We start from the raw sequence: 15,795 nt of genomic DNA on the forward strand, positions 1-15,795 counted from the left end.
CGGCCGTCGTCCAGCGCGGGTTTACTCGGTGAGTTCGATGGTGCCGTTCACCGTCACGCCGACCTGGCTTTCGCCCGCCTCGATGGGGGCCGGCGCGGCTTCCGCGGCGGCCATGGCGGCGCGTATGCGGGGCATGGGCTGGTAACCCGACTCGCCGATGCCCAGGTGGCGGATGCGATAGGGCTTGCCCAGCGTGTTCGCCACCAGTTGCGCGCGCTGCTCGAAGGCGCGGATGGCATCCACCGTGGCGTCGTCGAGGGCCTTGCGGCGGGTTTCCGGCGCCGGCTCCAGACCGATCTGCGACACCGCCAGCGTGGATTGCAGCTTGCCCAGCAGTTCGGACAGGGCGGCGATGTCGCGGCTTTCCAGGCGGATTTCCGAGCGCATGCGCCAGCCCTCGATCTGGCGGCCGTTCTTGCCGTACACCGGCCAGGTCTGGGTGCTGCCGGACTGGGTCTTGACGGTCGTGTAGGCGCGCGCGGTGTCGAGGGCGGCGGCGATGGCGCGGTTGACCTGGCGCGCCACCGCGGCCGGGCTGGCGTCGCTGGCTTCGAAGTAGGCGGTGGCGACTGCCAGGTCGTTGGCCGCCGGGCGCGTGGCGGCGGCTGCGAGGTCTATCGTCGTGGCCTGGTTCGCGGCGGGCGCCTGGGCGCAGGCGTTGCCGGCGGACAGGGCACCGGCGAGGAGCAGGACGGGCAGGGTGCGGGTGGTCAGGGACATGGCGGGCCTTTCCGGATGGGAGGAAGGCCATTTATACCGCACGGCTGCCCGCCTGCCGCGTGCTCCGGGTGTAAGCGCTTGTCAGCGCCCGTTGAACGGATCGATGTGGCGCAATTCGGCCGCGTAGCGTCGGGCGTTGTCCACGTAGTGGGCGGCGTTGGCTCTGAGCTTGGCGATGTCCTCGTCGGAGAGTTCGCGGATGATGCGCCCCGGGGAGCCGACCACCAGCGAGCGGTCGGGGATGACCTTGCCTTCGGGAATCAGCGCGTTGGCGCCGATGATGCAGTTCCTGCCGATCACCGCGTGGTTGAGTATCACCGCGTTGATGCCGATCAGGCTGCCGCCGCCCACGGTGCAACCGTGCAGCATCACCATGTGGCCGATGGTCACGTCCGCGCCGATGACGAGCGGCACGCCGTCGTCGTTGTGCAGGATGGAGCCGTCCTGGATGTTGGTGCCGTTGCCGATGGTGATGGGATCGTTGTCGCCGCGGATCACCACGTTGTACCAGATGCTGACGTCGCGCCCGGCTTCGACCCGGCCGATCACGGTGGCGTTGTCGGCGACCCAGGAGCCTTCGCCGAAGCGCGGCGCATGGTCGCCCAGTGCGTAGATTGCCATTGACTGTTCTCTCGGTTCTCCGGCAGGCGAGGCGTTCACCCGCGGAAAGGGGCGCAATCATAGCAATTGCTGCGCCGCGTGAAAACCTGCCGTAACGTCAAAAGCCGCCTTGCATCAAGCACTTCCGATGCCGTGGTGATGGGGGTGTTAACATGGGGCGAACGCTTTCGCCGCAACCTTTCTTCGCAACCCCTCCATGCTCAGCTACCGCCACGCCTTCCACGCCGGCAATCACGCCGACGTCCTCAAGCATTTCCTGCTCATCGAACTGCTCGACTACTACAACCGCAAGGACAAGCCCTGGTGGTACATCGATACCCACGCCGGGGCGGGCTGTTATGCGCTGGACAGCGAGCAGGCGGCGAAGAATGCCGAGCACGCGGCCGGGGTAGGACGGCTGTGGCAACGCGAGGACGTGCCCGAACTGCTGAAGCCTTATCTGGAAGCCGTGGGCCAGTTCAACCCCCACGGCCGGCTCAATTTCTATCCCGGCTCCCCGGCGTTGGCGATGACCCGGTTGCGGGCGCAGGACCGCATGCACCTGTTCGAGCTGCATCCGGCCGACGTGGAACTGCTGCAGAGGACTTTCGCCGGCGAGCAGGAGCGTGTGAGCGTGCGCAAGGCCGACGGCTTTTCCGCCCTGCGCGCCCTGTTGCCGCCGCCGAGCCGGCGTGCGGTGGTGCTGATCGACCCGCCCTACGAGGTCAAGGACGACTATCGCCGCGTCGTGGACGTCCTCGCCGAGGGTCTGCGCCGTTTCCCCACCGGCACCTTCGCGGTGTGGTATCCCATGCTTGCGCGGGCGGACGCGCGCAAGCTGCCCGACAGGCTCGCGGCCCTGGGCGCCGAGAGCTGGCTGGACGTGCGCCTGGCGGTGCGCCATCCGCCGCGCGACGGCTTCGGCATGTTCGGCAGCGGCGTGTTCGTGGTCAATCCGCCCTGGGTGCTGCCCGAACGCCTGGAGGCGGTGATGCCTTGGCTGGTGAAGCAATTGGCCGAGGACGAGGGCGCCGGTTTCGACCTGGAGCACCACATCGAATGACACCCACCGACAGCCTCGAAACCCTGCGCGACGCGCTGCGCGAGTTCGCCGCGGCGCGGGAGTGGGAACAGTTCCACACCCCCAAGAACCTGGCCATGGCCCTTTCCGGCGAGGCCGGCGAGGTGATCGAGCACTTCCAGTGGCTGACGGCGGAGCAGTCGGCGGCCTTGCCCGACGGGGTGCGCGGCGAGGTGGCCCTCGAACTGGCCGACGTGCTGCTGTACCTGGTGCGCCTGGCCGACGTGCTCGGCATCGACCTGGCCGAGGCGGCGCGGCGCAAGCTGGCGATCAACGCCGAGCGCTACCCGGTGGAGGCGGCGCGCGGCCGCGCGGACAAGTACGACCGCCTGTGAGCGGCGCGGCGGGTATTGTTACGTTTGGGTTAAGGGAATATTTCTGAAACAATACGCGCTTTTGCAGCGGGCGGGCATCGGCGCGTGGAACTTCAGCACATCAGTGAAATCGAGCGGGCGACGGAAAGCGGCCGCTCCGAACTCTTCAGGCTGGGCCTCGGCCTGCTCTTCCTGGTCGGCGTGATGCTCTACGCGACGATGCGCGGCGACGGCCAGCCCAGCCTGGTGCTGGTGATCGCCGCGCTGATCGGCGGCTACATGGCGATGAACATCGGCGCCAACGACGTGGCCAACAACGTCGGCCCGGCAGTCGGTTCCAGGGCGCTGACCATGGGCGGCGCGCTGGTGATCGCGGCCATCTTCGAGGCGGCAGGCGCGCTCATCGCCGGCGGCGAGGTGGTCGGCACCATTCGCAGCGGCATCATCGATCCGGCCAGCATCCAGAACAACGATACCTTCGTCTGGCTGATGATGGCCGCGCTGCTGGCCGGGGCCTTGTGGCTGAACGTCGCCACCGCCGTGGGGGCACCGGTGTCCACCACCCATTCCATCGTCGGCGCGGTGCTGGGCGCGGGCGTCGCAGCGAACGGCTTCGGCGTGGTGAACTGGTCGGTCATGGGGTCGATCGCGGCAAGCTGGGTCGTCTCGCCGCTGATGGGCGGGCTGATCGCCGCCGGATTCCTGTACCTCATCAAGCACAGCGTCACCTACCAGGCGGACATGGTGGCCGCGGCGCGCAAGGTGGTGCCCCTGCTGGTGGCGCTGATGGCCTGGGTGTTCTGCACCTATCTCCTGCTCAAGGGGCTCGGCAAGCTGGTGACGGTCGGCTTCTTCGCTGCCGTCCTGCTCGGCCTGGCCTTTGCGGTGGTGGTTTACTTCATCGTCAAGCCGGCCGTCGAACGCCGTTCGCGCCAGATGAGCAATTCCAAGCAGAGCGTCAACAGCCTGCTCACCGTGCCGCTGATCTTCGCCGCGGGCCTGCTGAGCTTCGCCCACGGCTCCAACGACGTGGCCAACGCGGTGGGTCCGCTGGCCGCCATCGTGGACATCGTGACCCTGGGCCAGACGCAGATCAGCACCGATGCGCCGATTCCCCTGTGGGTGATGATGGTGGGCGCGCTGGGCATCTCCCTGGGCCTGGCGCTCTACGGCCCGAAGCTGATCCGCACGGTGGGTTCCGAGATCACCGAGCTCGACCAGATGCGCGCCTTCTGCATCGCCATGGCGGCCACGCTGACGGTGATTCTCGCCAGCCAGCTCGGCCTGCCGGTGAGTTCCACCCACATCGCGGTGGGCGGAGTGTTCGGCGTCGGCTTCCTGCGCGAATACCTCAAGCGCAACTACGACCGCATGGTGGCGGAGATCAAGGCGCACCATCCGGAGGGCGACCAAGTGGCGCTGGATGCCTTTCTGGCGCAGTTCGCCAAGGCCTCCATCAAGCGCAAGGGCGAGATGCTGCGCGACCTCAAGCGCAAGGCCAAGCTGCGCGAAGATCCGCTGAACCTGTCCAAGGGCGAGCGCAAGGGCCTGCGCAAGGTCTACAAGCGCGAACTGGTCAAGCGTTCGCACGTGATGCGCATCGCCGCGGCCTGGATCATCACCGTACCGGCGTCGGCGCTGATGGCGGCGATGCTGTTCTACATGATCCGCGGCATGCTGCTGCCCTGAACCCTCCGCGCGAGCGGGTATCATCGGCGGCATGACCGGATTCGAACTCTCGGCGCTCGTCCTCCTCGCCGCCCTTGCCTGGTTCTGGCTCGACAGCCTGAAGGCCCGCGAGGCGGGCATGGCGGAGGCGCGCGCGGCCTGCCGGCGGGAAGGGGTGCAGTTGCTGGACGAGACGGTGGCCTGCCGTTCTCTGCGCCTGGCGCGCGACGACGACGGCCACGCCGCACTGCGGCGCGTATATGAGTTCGAATACTCCGGCAGCGGCGACGACCGCTACCACGGCGCCGTGGTGCTGCTGGGGCGCGAGGTGGTCATGCTCGACGTGGGCGAGCACCGGCGCGCCGGCCAGCCGCTGCATTGAGAACAGTCGGACATGCTGCACTGCAGCATCATACTTGATCGGAATCATAAGCCAATGGATTCGGGCCTTTCGGCGTGATTTTGCTCGCTTCCAAGGAGCACAAATAGCGTGTATTCTGCACTGCAGCATAAATAAACCCGTACTTCCGGAGCGATCTTTCCGGATCGAGGGCAAGCAATGAGCAAGTACACGTACATCTTCATGGATTTCGACGGTGTCACCCACCCCTGGGGCGAGGTGGAGGATTTCCGCTGTCTGCCCGCCGTCGAGGCGGTGATGCGCGAGTTCGACGAAGCGCGCATCGTCATCGCCGCGGACCAGCGCATGCTTTTCCCCCTGTCCGCCCTGAGCCTGCGCTTCGCGGAGGACATCCGGCCGCGCGTCGCGGGGACCACGCCCCAGCTCATCCCGAAGCGGGGCAGCGAGCTGCACGGCCTGCGCGAACGGGAAGCCATGCTGTGGCTGTCCCAGCACACGGCGGATTTCACCACCGCCGCCTGGTGTGCGGTGGACGACGCGCCGGGCAACTGGCTGACCCGCTCCCGCCTGGTTCTCACCGATTTCAAGCGTGGCTTCACCGAAGAGGACGCCGGTGCGCTGCGCCGCATGCTGGCCGATCTTCGTGCCGGCAAGGCAACGGCCGAACCGGTCAACCCGGCGCTGAGCTGGGCCTGAGCCGGGCGCTCAGTGCCCGGTGCGGGCGGCGAAGCGCAGTACCCGTTCCGCCGCGGCCGTGCCGGAACGTACGGCCGATTCCAGCGTGGCCGGGTAATCCGAATCCAGGTAGTCCCCCGCCAGCCATAGCCCCGGCACCGGGGTGCGGCAGCCGGGGCGCACCAGCCCCGGCCGGCAGGCGAAGGTGGCGCGCTTCTCGGTGATGGCCTGGCTCCACTGCGGGGCGGGCAGGCGGCGGCTGAGTTCGTCTTCCAGTTGCTTGTGCACGGCGAGGATCAGTTCCTCCCGGGACAGGGCCTCGTGGGCGCCATGGGCGCTGATCACGCAGGCGACGAGGCCGGCGCGGCCGCCCAGCCGGCCGCGGTCGAAGGCCCACTGGGCCGGGGCGCCGGCCAGCCCGATCATCGGATGGGGCAGGTGCACGCCGTCGCCCAGGGCCAGATAGACGGTGACGATGGGTTCGGAGGGCAGGGCGTCGATCTGCGCCGCCAGGCGTTCGCAATCGCCGGCCGAGGCGAGCAGGGCGCCGGCGTGGTGCGGGGCGGTGGCGATGACCACCTGGCGGTAGCCGCCGCGGCCCGGGTCGCCATCGAGGAAGAACTCCCCGTTTTCCCGGCGGATGCCTTCCACCGCGGTGCCGGTGCGCAGCTTGCCGCGGCGCACGGCCAGGAAGCGTGCGGCCGGCACGGGGAAGAGTTCGGACAGGTCGATACGCGGGATCAGCAGTTCGCTGGCGGCGGTGTGCGCCCCCAGGCTGTCCCGCAGCACGTTGGCGAAGATCTGCGCCGAGGCTTCGGCCGCCGGGGTGTTGAGGGCGGCCACGCACAGGGGCTCCCAGATCAGCCGTATCAGCCGGGGCGTCTGGCGGGTCTGGCGCAGGAGTTCGGCGACGCTCTGCGCCGCCTCCACGCGCCACGCCCGTTTCTTCAGCCCCCGCATCAGCCGCAGCATGGCCAGCCGGTCCGCCCAGGCGAGACCGCGGGCGCGCAGCAGGCCCACGGCCAGGTGGAAGGGCGCGGGCAGGTGCGCGGCCTGCAGGTGGAGTTCGCCCGGCACGTGCAGCAGCAGCGGCAGGCGTTCCAGCGTCTTGGGCGACACGCCGGTGGTACGCAGCAGGCGGGTGAGTTCGCTGTAGGCCCCCAGCAGGATGTGCTGGCCGTTGTCCAGGCGGTGGCCGTCCTTGGCCACCACGCGGGCGCGTCCGCCCAGGGTGTGGGAACGTTCGAACACGGTGACCTGCACGCCGTGGCGGGCGAGTTCCACGGCGCAGGCGAGCCCGGCGTAGCCGGCACCGATGATGGCGACCTGATGGGGGACCATGCCGCGCGTCAGGCCTTCATCCAGGTGCGCCAGGCGATCCACAGCTTGCGCAGCGGGGTCAGGGAGGTGCGCCGGTCCAGCACCTGGAAGCCGTCGCGGGCGATCTCGTCCAGCAGAGTGCGGTAGATGGCCGCCATCACCAGTCCGGGGCGCTGGCTCTTGCGGTCGGCCGCGGGCAGGTGGGCGAAGGCCTGGGCGTAGTAGTGGCGCGCGCGTTCGGCCTGGAATTCCATCAGGGCGCGGAAGTTGTCGCTGTGGCGCGCCTCCAGGATGTCCGCGGCCGGCACGTTGAAGCGCTGCAGGTCCTCGATGGGCAGGTAGATGCGCCCGCGCCGGGCGTCCTCGCCCACGTCGCGGATGATGTTGGTGAGCTGGAAGGCCAGCCCCAGGTCGTGAGCGTACTTCAGCGTGGCCCGGTCGGTGTAGCCGAAGATCTCCGCCGCCAGCAGGCCCACCACGCTCGCCACGCGGTAGCAGTAGAGTTGGAGGTTCTTGAAGTCCAGGTAGCGCGTCTGCTGCAGGTCCATGGCCATGCCGTCGATGATTTCCAGCAACTGCTCCCGCGGCAGGTCGAAGCGCGGGAGCACGTCCTTGAGGGCGAGGCCGACCGGATGGGTGGGCTGGCCCTCGTAGACCCGCGCCACTTCCTGGCGCCACCACTCCAGCGTGGTCTGCGCCAGCGACAGGTCGTGGCATTCGTCCACCACGTCGTCCACCTCCCGGCAGAAGGCGTACAGGGCGGTGATGGCCTGGCGGCGCTCGGCCGGCAGGAAGAGGAAGCTGTAGTAGAAGCTGGAGCCGCTCTTCGCGGCCTTGTCCTGGCAGTAGGCGTGCGGATTCATGTGTTGTTGTCGTAGTTGAGGGCGCGCCAAGCCAGGAGCGGCCAGTCGTTCCGGTGCAGGGTGGGGCGGTGGGCGAACACGTCGTGGCCGGCCGCCTCGATGCCTTCCAGGATGCGCAGCCCGCCCAGCACCATCAGGCGCAGTTCCCAGCCGATGCGTCCCGGCAGGCGGCGGGCCAGCGGTGCGCCGGCGCGCATCATGGCCCGCGCACGTTGCACCTGGAAGTCCAGCAGCGCGCGCCAGGGCTCATCCACCCGGCCCTGTCCGACCTGCGCCTCGGTGACGCCGAAGCTGGCCATGTCGTCGGCCGGCAGGTAGATGCGGTCCTTGTCCCAATCGATGGACACATCCTGCCAGAAGTTGATCAGTTGCAGGCTGGTGCAGATGGCGTCGGACTGGGCCAGCGCCGTTTCGTCGCTCACTCCGTACAGGTGCAGCAGCAGCCGGCCCACCGGGTTGGCGGACCGGCGGCAGTAGTCGAGGATTTCGGCGAAGTCCGCATAGCGGGTTTTGACCACGTCCTGGCTGAAGGCGTCCAGAAGGTCGCGGAAGAGCTGCAGCGGCAGGGCGTGGGCGCGCACGTTGCGTTCCAGGCGCTCGAACAGGGGGGCGAGATCGGCGACAGGGCAGGGCTGGTGCCGTTCAATGGCGGCCAGCGCCGTGCGGTACTCGTCCAGCCGTGCCAGGCGCTCGGCCGGCGCCGCGTCGCCCTCGTCGGCCACGTCGTCCGCGCCGCGCGCGAAGGCGTAGATCGCCTCCACCGGTTCGCGCAGGCGGGCGGGCAGCAGCAATGAGGCGACGGGGAAGTTCTCGTAGTGTTCGACGGGCATGACGGGCGGGCGGCGCGCTTGGCGGCTGCCGGGCGCCCGGAGTATAAGCCAAAGCGCGGCCCGGCACTTTCCGGGCTTCCCGCAATCTCTCTCCCATGCTCGAAATCCGCCGTCTCGCCAAACGTTTCGACCCCGCCGCACCTGCCGCCCTGTTCGAGGGCGTGGATCTCGACGTCGCCGCCGGCGAGTGCGTGGCCATCGTCGGCGAATCCGGGGTGGGCAAGTCCACGCTGCTCAACTGCCTGGCCGGACTCGAATCGGTGGACAGTGGCAGCATCCGCCTGGAAGGGCGGGAACTCGCCGGTCTGGACGACGACGCTTTCGCCCGCCTGCGGCGCAGCCGCTACGGCTTCGTGTTCCAGGCCTTCCACATCCTGCCGCACCTCACGCTGGCGCAGAACGTGGCGCTGCCCCTGTGGCTGCTGGACGTGGCCGAGGGCGAGGCGCGGGAGCGCGCCGGGGCCATGCTGGCGCGCGTGGACCTCGCCGCGCGCGCCGACGACTGGCCCCGCCATCTGTCGGGCGGCGAACTGCAGCGCGTGGCCATCGCCCGCGCGCTGGTGCATCGGCCGGCCCTGGTGCTGGCCGACGAACCCACCGGCAATCTCGACCCCGGCCGTGCCGCGGCGGTGCTGGAGCTGCTGCTGGAGGCGGTACGCGAAGCGGGCGCGGCGGGCGTGCTGGTGACCCATTCGGCCGCTGCCGCGGCGCGCGCCGACCGGGTGCTGCGCCTCACCGCCGGCGGCCTGGCGCCGGAACCGTGAGCGCCGCCCTGCGCCGTCTCTTCCTCGCCAGCCTGCGGCGCCGGCCGCTGGCGACCGCCTTGTCGTTGGCCGCCATCGCCCTGGGCGTGGCGCTGGGCCTGGCGGTGCAACTGATCCACGACGCCGCGCTGGACGAGTTCGGCCGCGGACTGCGCCTGCTCGCAGGCGAATCCGACCTGCAGGTGCTGGGGCCCCGCGGCGGCTTCGACGACGCGCTCTACCTCGCACTCGCCGCCCGCCCCGAAGTGGCCGAGGCCAGCCCGCTGCTGGAGGTACAAGCCCGCCTGCCGGGGCGCGACGGCAGCCTGCGCATCCTGGGCGCGGACATCTTCCGCCTGCCCGGCGTGCAGCCGGCGCTGCTGCCGGTGCCGGCCGAGGGCGTGGGGCAGTTCGCGGCGCTGGAAGCGGGGCGCATCTTCCTCAGCGCCGCGGCAAGCGCCGAACTGGGTCTTGCCCCCGGGAACGTGCTGGCCGTGCAGAGTGGTGTGGTCGAGCATGCGCTGACGGTTTCGGGCGGCGTGCCGGGTGCCGGGGCGGGGCAGGCGCTGGGGGTGATGGACATCGCCGCGGCCCAGCAGCTTTTCGACCGTCCCGGCCTGCTCACCCGCATCGACCTGCGCCTGGCGCCCGGCGTGGCCCGCGAGGAGGCGCGCCGCAGCCTGGCCGCGCTGCTGCCGCCCGGTGTGGAACTGCTGGCGCCGGAGGCCGCCGCCGCCCAGGTGGCCGGCCTGTCCCGCGCCTACCGGGTCAATCTGGGCATGCTGGCGGCCATCGCGCTGCTCACCGGGGCCTTTCTGGTGTTCTCCACGCAGATGCTGGCGGTGGCGCGCAGGCGGCAGGAATTCGCCTTCCTGCGCGCCCTGGGCCTGGAGCGCAGCGGCCTCAAGCGCGGCCTGCTGGCCGAGGGCGCGGCGCTGGGCCTGCTCGGAGGGCTGGGCGGCGTGGCGCTGGGGCATGGGCTGGCGGCGCTGGCCTTCCGCCTCGTGGGCGGCGATCTGGGTGCGGGCTTTTTCGAGGGTCTGCGCCCAGCCTTGCGCTTCGAGCCGCTGCCGGCGCTGGCCTATGCGGCGCTGGGCGTGGCCGCCGGCGTCGCCGGGAGCTGGGTGCCGGCGCGGGATGCGGCGGCCCTGGTGCCGGCCCGCGCGCTGCGGGCAGCCGACGAGGCCGGGCTGGATGCGCGTCCGCGCTGGGTCGCTGCTTTTTCGTGTGCGCTGGCTGCGGCGGTTCTGAGCCGATTGCCGGCCCTGGGCGGGGTGCCGGTGGCGGGCTACGCGGCGGTGGCCTGCATCTTGGCCGCTGCCGTGCTGGCGCTGCCCGGCGTGACGGCCGCAGTGGCGCGTGTCCTGGCCCGTGGGCGTGCCGTGTTGTGGCGCCTGGCCCATGCGCGGCTGGCCGCCGCGCCGGGGCAGACCGTGGTGGCCGGCGCGGCGGTCGTTGCCAGCGTGGCCCTGGCTGCAGCGATGGCCATCATGGTCAATTCCTTCCGCCTGTCCCTGGACGACTGGCTGGCGCGCATGCTGCCGGCCGACCTCTACCTGCAGGCCTCGTCTTCGGCGGCGAGCGGCTATCTGGACGAGGACACGGTGGCCGCGGTGGCGGCGCTGCCGGGGGTGGCGGCCGTGGAGCCGATCCGCTTCGAACAGATCCGGCTGGACGGGCAGCGGGCGCCGGTCACGCTGCTGGCGCGCACGATCCGCGCCGAGGGCGACCTGCCGCTGGTGGAGGGCCACATCGCCGTCCCGCCGGACGACCTGCCGCAGGCCTGGATTTCCGAGGCGATGGTGGACCTGTTCGGCCTCGCCACCGGCGACGAACTGGCGGTGCCGATGGCGGGCCGCCTGCAGCGCTTCCGCGTGGCCGGTGTGTGGCGCGACTACGCGCGCCAGCACGGCGCGGTGGCGGTGGATCTGGCCGTGTACCAGGCCCTCGGCGGCGACCACCGCGCCAACGACCTGGCGATCCGCCTGCGGCCCGGGGCGGACCCCGCCGCCGTGGCGCAGGCCGCGGTGGCGGCGCTGGGCGAGCGCACCGTGCGCGTCGCCACCACGGGCGAGGTGCGCGCCCGCAGCCTGGAGATTTTCGACCGCAGCTTCCTGGTGACCTATCTGATGGAAGCGGCGGCGGTGCTGATCGGCCTGGCCGGCATCGCCACCAGCTTCGCCGCGCTGGCCACCGCGCGCCGGCGCGAGTTCGGCATGCTGCGCCACCTGGGTTTCACGCGGGGCGAGATCGGCCGCCTGCTGGCGTTGGAGGGGGCACTGGCCGCGGCGCTGGGCGTGGCGGTGGGGCTTGCTGCCGGGGCGGCGGTGGCCTGGGTGCTGGTGGAGGTGGTCAACCGCCAGAGCTTCCACTGGAGCATGGACATGAGCGTCCCGGCCGGCGGACTGGCGCTGTTCGCAGCGGTGCTGGTGGCGCTGGCCGCGCTCGCCGCCCGGCTGGCGGGGGCGCACGCGATGCGCCGCCCGGCGGTGCTGGCGGTGCGGGAGGACTGGTAGGCATGGCGGCGCGCTGGATTCGCCGCCTGGCCGCCGTCGCCTGCGCCGCGTTCGCGCTGCTGGCGGGCGGAACCTTCGCCGACGAACTGCCGGCCGACTATCCGCCGGTGCTGCCGGGCCGCGCCATCGAGTTTCCGGCCGACACCGGCGCACACCCGGCCTTTCGCACCGAGTGGTGGTACGTCACCGGCTGGCTCGCCGACGGCGAGGGTATCGAGCGCGGTTTCCAGATCACCTTCTTCCGCGTACGCACCCGCATTGGCGAGGGCAACCCCAGCCGCTTCGCGCCGCGCCAGCTGGTGCTGGCCCACGCCGCGGTGGCCGACCCCAAGGCCGGCCGCCTGCTGCATGCAGAACGGGCCGCACGGGCGCTGCCGCCGCTGGTGGGGTTCGAGACCGGCCGCACCCATGCCTGGGTGGGCGACTGGTCGATTGCCTGGGAGGGCGACCACTACCTCGCCCGTGCCGCCGGCGAGGATTTCGCTTTCGACCTGCGCTTCGATCCGACCGCCGCCCCGATGCTCAACGGAGAGGCCGGCTTCAGCCGCAAGGATGCCGATCCCAGGCATGCCAGCCATTACTACAGCCGCCCCCAACTGGCTGCGCGCGGCACCCTGCGCGTGGACGGGCAGGACCGGGAAGTGAGCGGGCGGGCGTGGCTGGACCACGAATGGTCCAGCGAACTGATGCCGGAGGGGGTGCGCGGCTGGGACTGGCTGGGCATCAACCTGCACGACGGCGGGGCGCTGATGGCTTTCCGCATGCGCGACGAGCAGGGCGAGCCGCGCTGGGCCGGCGGCACCCTGCGTGCCGCGGACGGCAGCCAGCGCAGCCTGGCGCCGCAGGAACTGCGCTTCACGCCGCTGCGGCGCTGGCGCTCGTCGCGCACCGGGGCGGACTACGCGGTGACGTGGCGGCTGGAGCTGAACCCGGCCGGGGCCGCTCCCCGCACGCTGGAAATCCAGCCGCTGATGGACGACCAGGAACTGGACAGCCGGCGTTCTACCGGCGCGGTGTACTGGGAAGGGGCGGTGCGCCTGCTGGAAGGGGGGCGGGAGATCGGCCGCGGCTACCTGGAGATGACCGGCTACGCGGAGCGGCTGCGGATGTAGGCGGCTGTGATGCGCCGCCCGCGGTCGCGGTGCCTGCACAAAAAGTTGCACTTGTTCGCGCCATTGGTCCGGTGACGACTCCCGTTTGCGATGCCTATGATGGACAGGCTGGCACCCTCGACATGGGGGACGGGAGGGAGAGCATGGGCTTTGCGCATGTGGGGCATACCTGGTCCGCCATTCACGGAAGAATCGGGCATTCGTTCGCGAGGACCAAGGTGCTCGCGCGCCGCTACGTCCGCTTCTCCCTGGCCTTCATGAATCGCCGTGCCCGCGGACAGGTCACCGTCGTGGGGATCACCGGCAGTGCCGGGAAGACGACCACGAAGGATCTGTGCGCCGCCATCCTTGCCGGGCACGCCCCTGTCCACAGCTCGAGACGTTCCCAGAACGAGCACGATGCCGTGGCCGAGACCGTCCGCGGAATCGGTCCCGAACACCGCTTCTGCATCGTCGAGCTTTCCGCAGGCGAGCCCGGTTATCTCGATCTTCCGCTGCGGCTGGCCAGACCCCGGGTGGCGGTGCTGACAATGGTGGCCCGGGACCATTTCAGCGCATTCAAGAGCGTCGAGGCCATTGCCCGGGAAAAGGGCAAGCTGGTGGAAAGCCTGCCTCCCGATGGAACGGCAGTCCTCAACATCGACGATCCGCTGGTCCGCGCCATCGGAGAGCGATGCGGACGGCGGGTGATCTGGGTGGGGGAGGCCGAGGGCGCCACGCTGAGACTCCTGCGTGTGCGCTCGAACTGGCCGGAGCCGCTGACCCTCGACGTGGAATACCGGGGGATCGCCTACACCGTCACCACCCGGCTGAACGGCAGACAACTGGCGCTTTCGGTGCTCTCCGCGCTGGGCGTGGCCATTGCCCTCGGCATTCCCCTGGAAGAAGCGATCCCGGGGCTGATGTGTGTCGGGTCCACCGAGGGGAGGATGCAGATCGTGCGGTCTTCCAACGGTGTCGTCTTCGTTCGCGACGACTGGAAGGCGCCCCTGTGGTCCATCCAGGCGCCGTTCGAATTCATGCGCGATGCGCAGGCCGTGCGCAAGGTGCTGGTCATCGGCACGCTGTCGGACTACTCCCTGTCGGCGTCCAAGCTGTATCCCAAGGTCGCACGCCAGGCCCTGGAGATCGGGCAACTGGTCGTGTTCGTGGGACCCCACGCCTTGCGGGCCCTGAAGGCCGGGACGGACGATCCATCGCGGCAGCTCCGTGCCTTCCCTTCCTTGCGGGACGCCTCGGAGTATCTCCATTCCGCCCTGCGGCCGGGCGATCTCGTGTTGCTCAAGGGTTCGCACAAGACGGACCACCTGGTCCGCCTGGTCCTGGACCGCGAGCGTCGAATCGCTTGCTGGCAGGAAAAATGCGGAAGAAGCAACTTCTGCGGAGTCTGTGATCAACTCTACGCGGCAGCTTCGGCGCCTCCCGTGCGAGCCGGAACTGATCGAGGCTTCGCCGTGCCGCCGCCGGGCCGTGAAGTCCCCGACCCCGCCGGACTAGTGGTGGTGGTCGGCCTCGGCAATCCGGAGCCGAAGTATGCGGACACGCCGCACAACGTGGGTTACCGGATCTGCGATCAACTCGCCGCCGGGGCCGGCGGGTTCTGGGAAGCGGGACCGGAGGGGCAACTGAGCCTGATCACAGGCAACGGGAGAACCGTTCTGCTGTTCAAGCCGGGCGTCAGCATGAACCGCAGCGGCGAGCCGGTGCGGAGTTTTCTGGAACGCCATGGTGCGGGCGTCGATCAGTTGATCGTGGTGCACGACGACATGGATCTCCCGCTGGGGGAGGTGCGTCTCAAGCGCGAGGGCGGGGATGCGGGGCACAAGGGCGTCCGCTCGGTCATCGGCAGCCTGGGGAGCGGACAGTTCCGGCGGATACGGGTGGGCGTGAGGCGGCACGGGGAGCACGAGGAAGCCAGGCTGCTGGTGCTCGTGCCGTTTGCCCCATCGGAAAGGAACAGCCTGGGCAAGGGGCTTTCACGCGCAAGCGACATGCTCGGCGAGATGCTGTGGGCCAGCAGGCCGGCATGTCGTGGTGCCTCGGAAGGGACTCGAACCCCCACACCTTTCGGTACTTGATCCTAAGTCAAGCGTGTCTACCAATTTCACCACCGAGGCTGCACTTCGCACCGGGTCATCCGGACCCGGGTTCGCGAGTCTAGCAGCAGTGGGCCGCCGGATGAAACCTGGCCACCTGCCGTGCGTGGCCGGAAGCTCAGCGCAGGTACTGGCGCTTGATGCGTTCGACCGAGCCGTCGGCGAGCAGTTTGTCGAGCGCGCCCTGCAGGCGGGCGAGCAGGGCGGGGTCGATGTCCTTGTGGCAGGCGTAGCCCATGATGCCTTCGCGCACCGTGAAGACCGCCTTGTAGCCGGCGGTGTCGATGCCTTCGAGCTTCATGTTCCACAGCGCGGTATCCAGGCCGTAGGAGATGGCGTCGAAGCGGCCGCCTTCGAGCATGCGCACCAGGCTGCGGGCCGAATCGGTACGCACCAGGGCGCTCTTGATGCCGGCGCTGTGCAGGGCCTGCTCGCCGATGTCGTCGCGCACGACGCCGATGGTGAGCGCGTCGAGGTCCTTCGCGGCGGCGACGCGGAGCTGCTTGGCCGTCGGCGCGACGATGGTGACGCTGGTATCCACCAGCGGCTCGACGAAGGCGAAGAGCTGGCGGCGCTCGGGGGTGATGGTCATGGAGAAGAGGCAGGTGCCCGGCTGCTCCTGCGCCATGCGGTAGCCGCGCGCCCAGGGCAGGATGCGCACGTCGGCGGCGCTGCGCGGCACGCCCAGCACTTCCCACATCTTCACCAGCACGTCCACCGCGATACCCTTGGCGACGCCGTTCTCGCTGAAGTTGTAGGGCGCGTATTCCTCGCTGATCCACTGCAGCTCTTCGAGCGACCGGTCTTGCGCGTGGGCGCTGCCCAGGGCGAGGCCGAATGCGGCTGCGGCGAGCAGGGTGCGGAAGGCAGTGCGGGCAGTGGGCATGGAAACCTCG

At 70.1% G+C, this 15,795-nt stretch carries 15 protein-coding genes and 1 tRNA gene; 9 read left to right on the top strand and 7 right to left on the bottom strand.

The window, feature by feature from the left end; genetic code table 11:
• Nucleotides 1-21 precede the first annotated feature (21 nt).
• Nucleotides 22-720 carry an SIMPL domain-containing protein gene (locus E6O51_RS05120; protein ID WP_136383891.1) on the bottom strand — a complete coding sequence of 233 codons (699 nt, stop codon included), beginning with the start codon at nt 718-720 and terminating at the stop codon, nt 22-24.
• An 81-nt stretch (nt 721-801) separates the two neighbouring features.
• Nucleotides 802-1,341, bottom strand: a complete 540-nt coding sequence (locus E6O51_RS05125; RefSeq protein WP_136383892.1) for a gamma carbonic anhydrase family protein — start codon at nt 1,339-1,341, stop codon at nt 802-804.
• Nucleotides 1,342-1,537: 196 nt separating this feature from the next.
• Between E6O51_RS05125 and E6O51_RS05130 the strand changes: the two genes are divergently transcribed.
• The 5 genes from E6O51_RS05130 to E6O51_RS05150 all read left to right on the top strand — a co-directional run bounded on the left by E6O51_RS05130 (nt 1,538) and on the right by E6O51_RS05150 (nt 5,440).
• On the top strand, nt 1,538-2,383 hold the full coding sequence (locus E6O51_RS05130) for a 23S rRNA (adenine(2030)-N(6))-methyltransferase RlmJ (RefSeq protein WP_136383893.1): 846 nt from the start codon (nt 1,538-1,540) through the stop codon (nt 2,381-2,383).
• Nucleotides 2,380-2,736 (top strand): nucleotide pyrophosphohydrolase, encoded by a 357-nt coding sequence (locus E6O51_RS05135; protein ID WP_136383894.1) that lies wholly within the window; start codon nt 2,380-2,382, stop codon nt 2,734-2,736. Before E6O51_RS05130 ends, E6O51_RS05135 begins: the two co-directional genes overlap by 4 nt.
• A gap of 84 nt (nt 2,737-2,820) precedes the next feature.
• On the top strand, nt 2,821-4,404 hold the full coding sequence (locus E6O51_RS05140) for an inorganic phosphate transporter (RefSeq protein ID WP_136383895.1): 1,584 nt from the start codon (nt 2,821-2,823) through the stop codon (nt 4,402-4,404).
• Nucleotides 4,405-4,435: 31 nt separating this feature from the next.
• Nucleotides 4,436-4,765 carry a DUF3301 domain-containing protein gene (locus E6O51_RS05145; protein ID WP_136383896.1) on the top strand — a complete coding sequence of 110 codons (330 nt, stop codon included), beginning with the start codon at nt 4,436-4,438 and terminating at the stop codon, nt 4,763-4,765.
• Nucleotides 4,766-4,942: 177 nt separating this feature from the next.
• Nucleotides 4,943-5,440: an HAD domain-containing protein gene (locus E6O51_RS05150; protein WP_136383897.1), complete on the top strand. Its 498-nt coding sequence runs from the start codon at nt 4,943-4,945 to the stop codon at nt 5,438-5,440.
• A gap of 9 nt (nt 5,441-5,449) precedes the next feature.
• Here E6O51_RS05150 and hpnE read toward each other — a convergent pair whose 3' ends face one another.
• From hpnE to hpnC, 3 genes are read right to left on the bottom strand one after another with little or no spacing between them, the layout of a single operon-like run.
• Nucleotides 5,450-6,760, bottom strand: a complete 1,311-nt coding sequence (gene hpnE / locus E6O51_RS05155) for a hydroxysqualene dehydroxylase HpnE (protein WP_230976705.1) — start codon at nt 6,758-6,760, stop codon at nt 5,450-5,452.
• Nucleotides 6,761-6,768: 8 nt separating this feature from the next.
• Nucleotides 6,769-7,602, bottom strand: a complete 834-nt coding sequence (gene hpnD, locus E6O51_RS22205; protein ID WP_230976706.1) for a presqualene diphosphate synthase HpnD — start codon at nt 7,600-7,602, stop codon at nt 6,769-6,771.
• Nucleotides 7,599-8,432 carry a squalene synthase HpnC gene (gene hpnC / locus E6O51_RS05160; RefSeq protein ID WP_136383898.1) on the bottom strand — a complete coding sequence of 278 codons (834 nt, stop codon included), beginning with the start codon at nt 8,430-8,432 and terminating at the stop codon, nt 7,599-7,601. The genes hpnD and hpnC overlap by 4 nt, the downstream gene beginning before the upstream one ends.
• 95 nt (nt 8,433-8,527) lie before the next feature.
• On the opposite strand from hpnC, the gene E6O51_RS05165 reads away from it, so the two are divergent.
• From E6O51_RS05165 to pth, 4 genes are all read left to right on the top strand, one after another.
• The gene (locus tag E6O51_RS05165; RefSeq protein WP_136383899.1) at nt 8,528-9,196 is read left to right on the top strand and encodes an ABC transporter ATP-binding protein; all 669 of its coding nucleotides are present in this window, start codon (nt 8,528-8,530) and stop codon (nt 9,194-9,196) included.
• Nucleotides 9,193-11,691 carry an ABC transporter permease gene (locus E6O51_RS05170; protein WP_136383900.1) on the top strand — a complete coding sequence of 833 codons (2,499 nt, stop codon included), beginning with the start codon at nt 9,193-9,195 and terminating at the stop codon, nt 11,689-11,691. The genes E6O51_RS05165 and E6O51_RS05170 overlap by 4 nt, the downstream gene beginning before the upstream one ends.
• A gap of 2 nt (nt 11,692-11,693) precedes the next feature.
• Nucleotides 11,694-12,803: a lipocalin-like domain-containing protein gene (locus E6O51_RS05175; protein WP_136383901.1), complete on the top strand. Its 1,110-nt coding sequence runs from the start codon at nt 11,694-11,696 to the stop codon at nt 12,801-12,803.
• Nucleotides 12,804-13,060: 257 nt separating this feature from the next.
• Nucleotides 13,061-14,881 carry an aminoacyl-tRNA hydrolase gene (gene pth / locus E6O51_RS22480; RefSeq protein ID WP_408003397.1) on the top strand — a complete coding sequence of 607 codons (1,821 nt, stop codon included), beginning with the start codon at nt 13,061-13,063 and terminating at the stop codon, nt 14,879-14,881.
• Here pth and E6O51_RS05190 read toward each other — a convergent pair.
• A tRNA-Leu gene (locus E6O51_RS05190) sits at nt 14,836-14,920 on the bottom strand. The genes pth and E6O51_RS05190 overlap by 46 nt on opposite strands.
• Nucleotides 14,921-15,017: 97 nt before the next feature.
• Entirely contained in the window at nt 15,018-15,785 is a 768-nt protein-coding gene (locus E6O51_RS05195) for a substrate-binding periplasmic protein (RefSeq protein WP_136383902.1), read from the bottom strand.
• Between the last annotated feature and the right edge of the window lie 10 nt (nt 15,786-15,795).

It is taken from the genome of Pseudothauera rhizosphaerae (assembly GCF_004801305.1).
Classification (GTDB): Bacteria; Pseudomonadota; Gammaproteobacteria; order Burkholderiales; family Rhodocyclaceae; genus Pseudothauera; species Pseudothauera rhizosphaerae.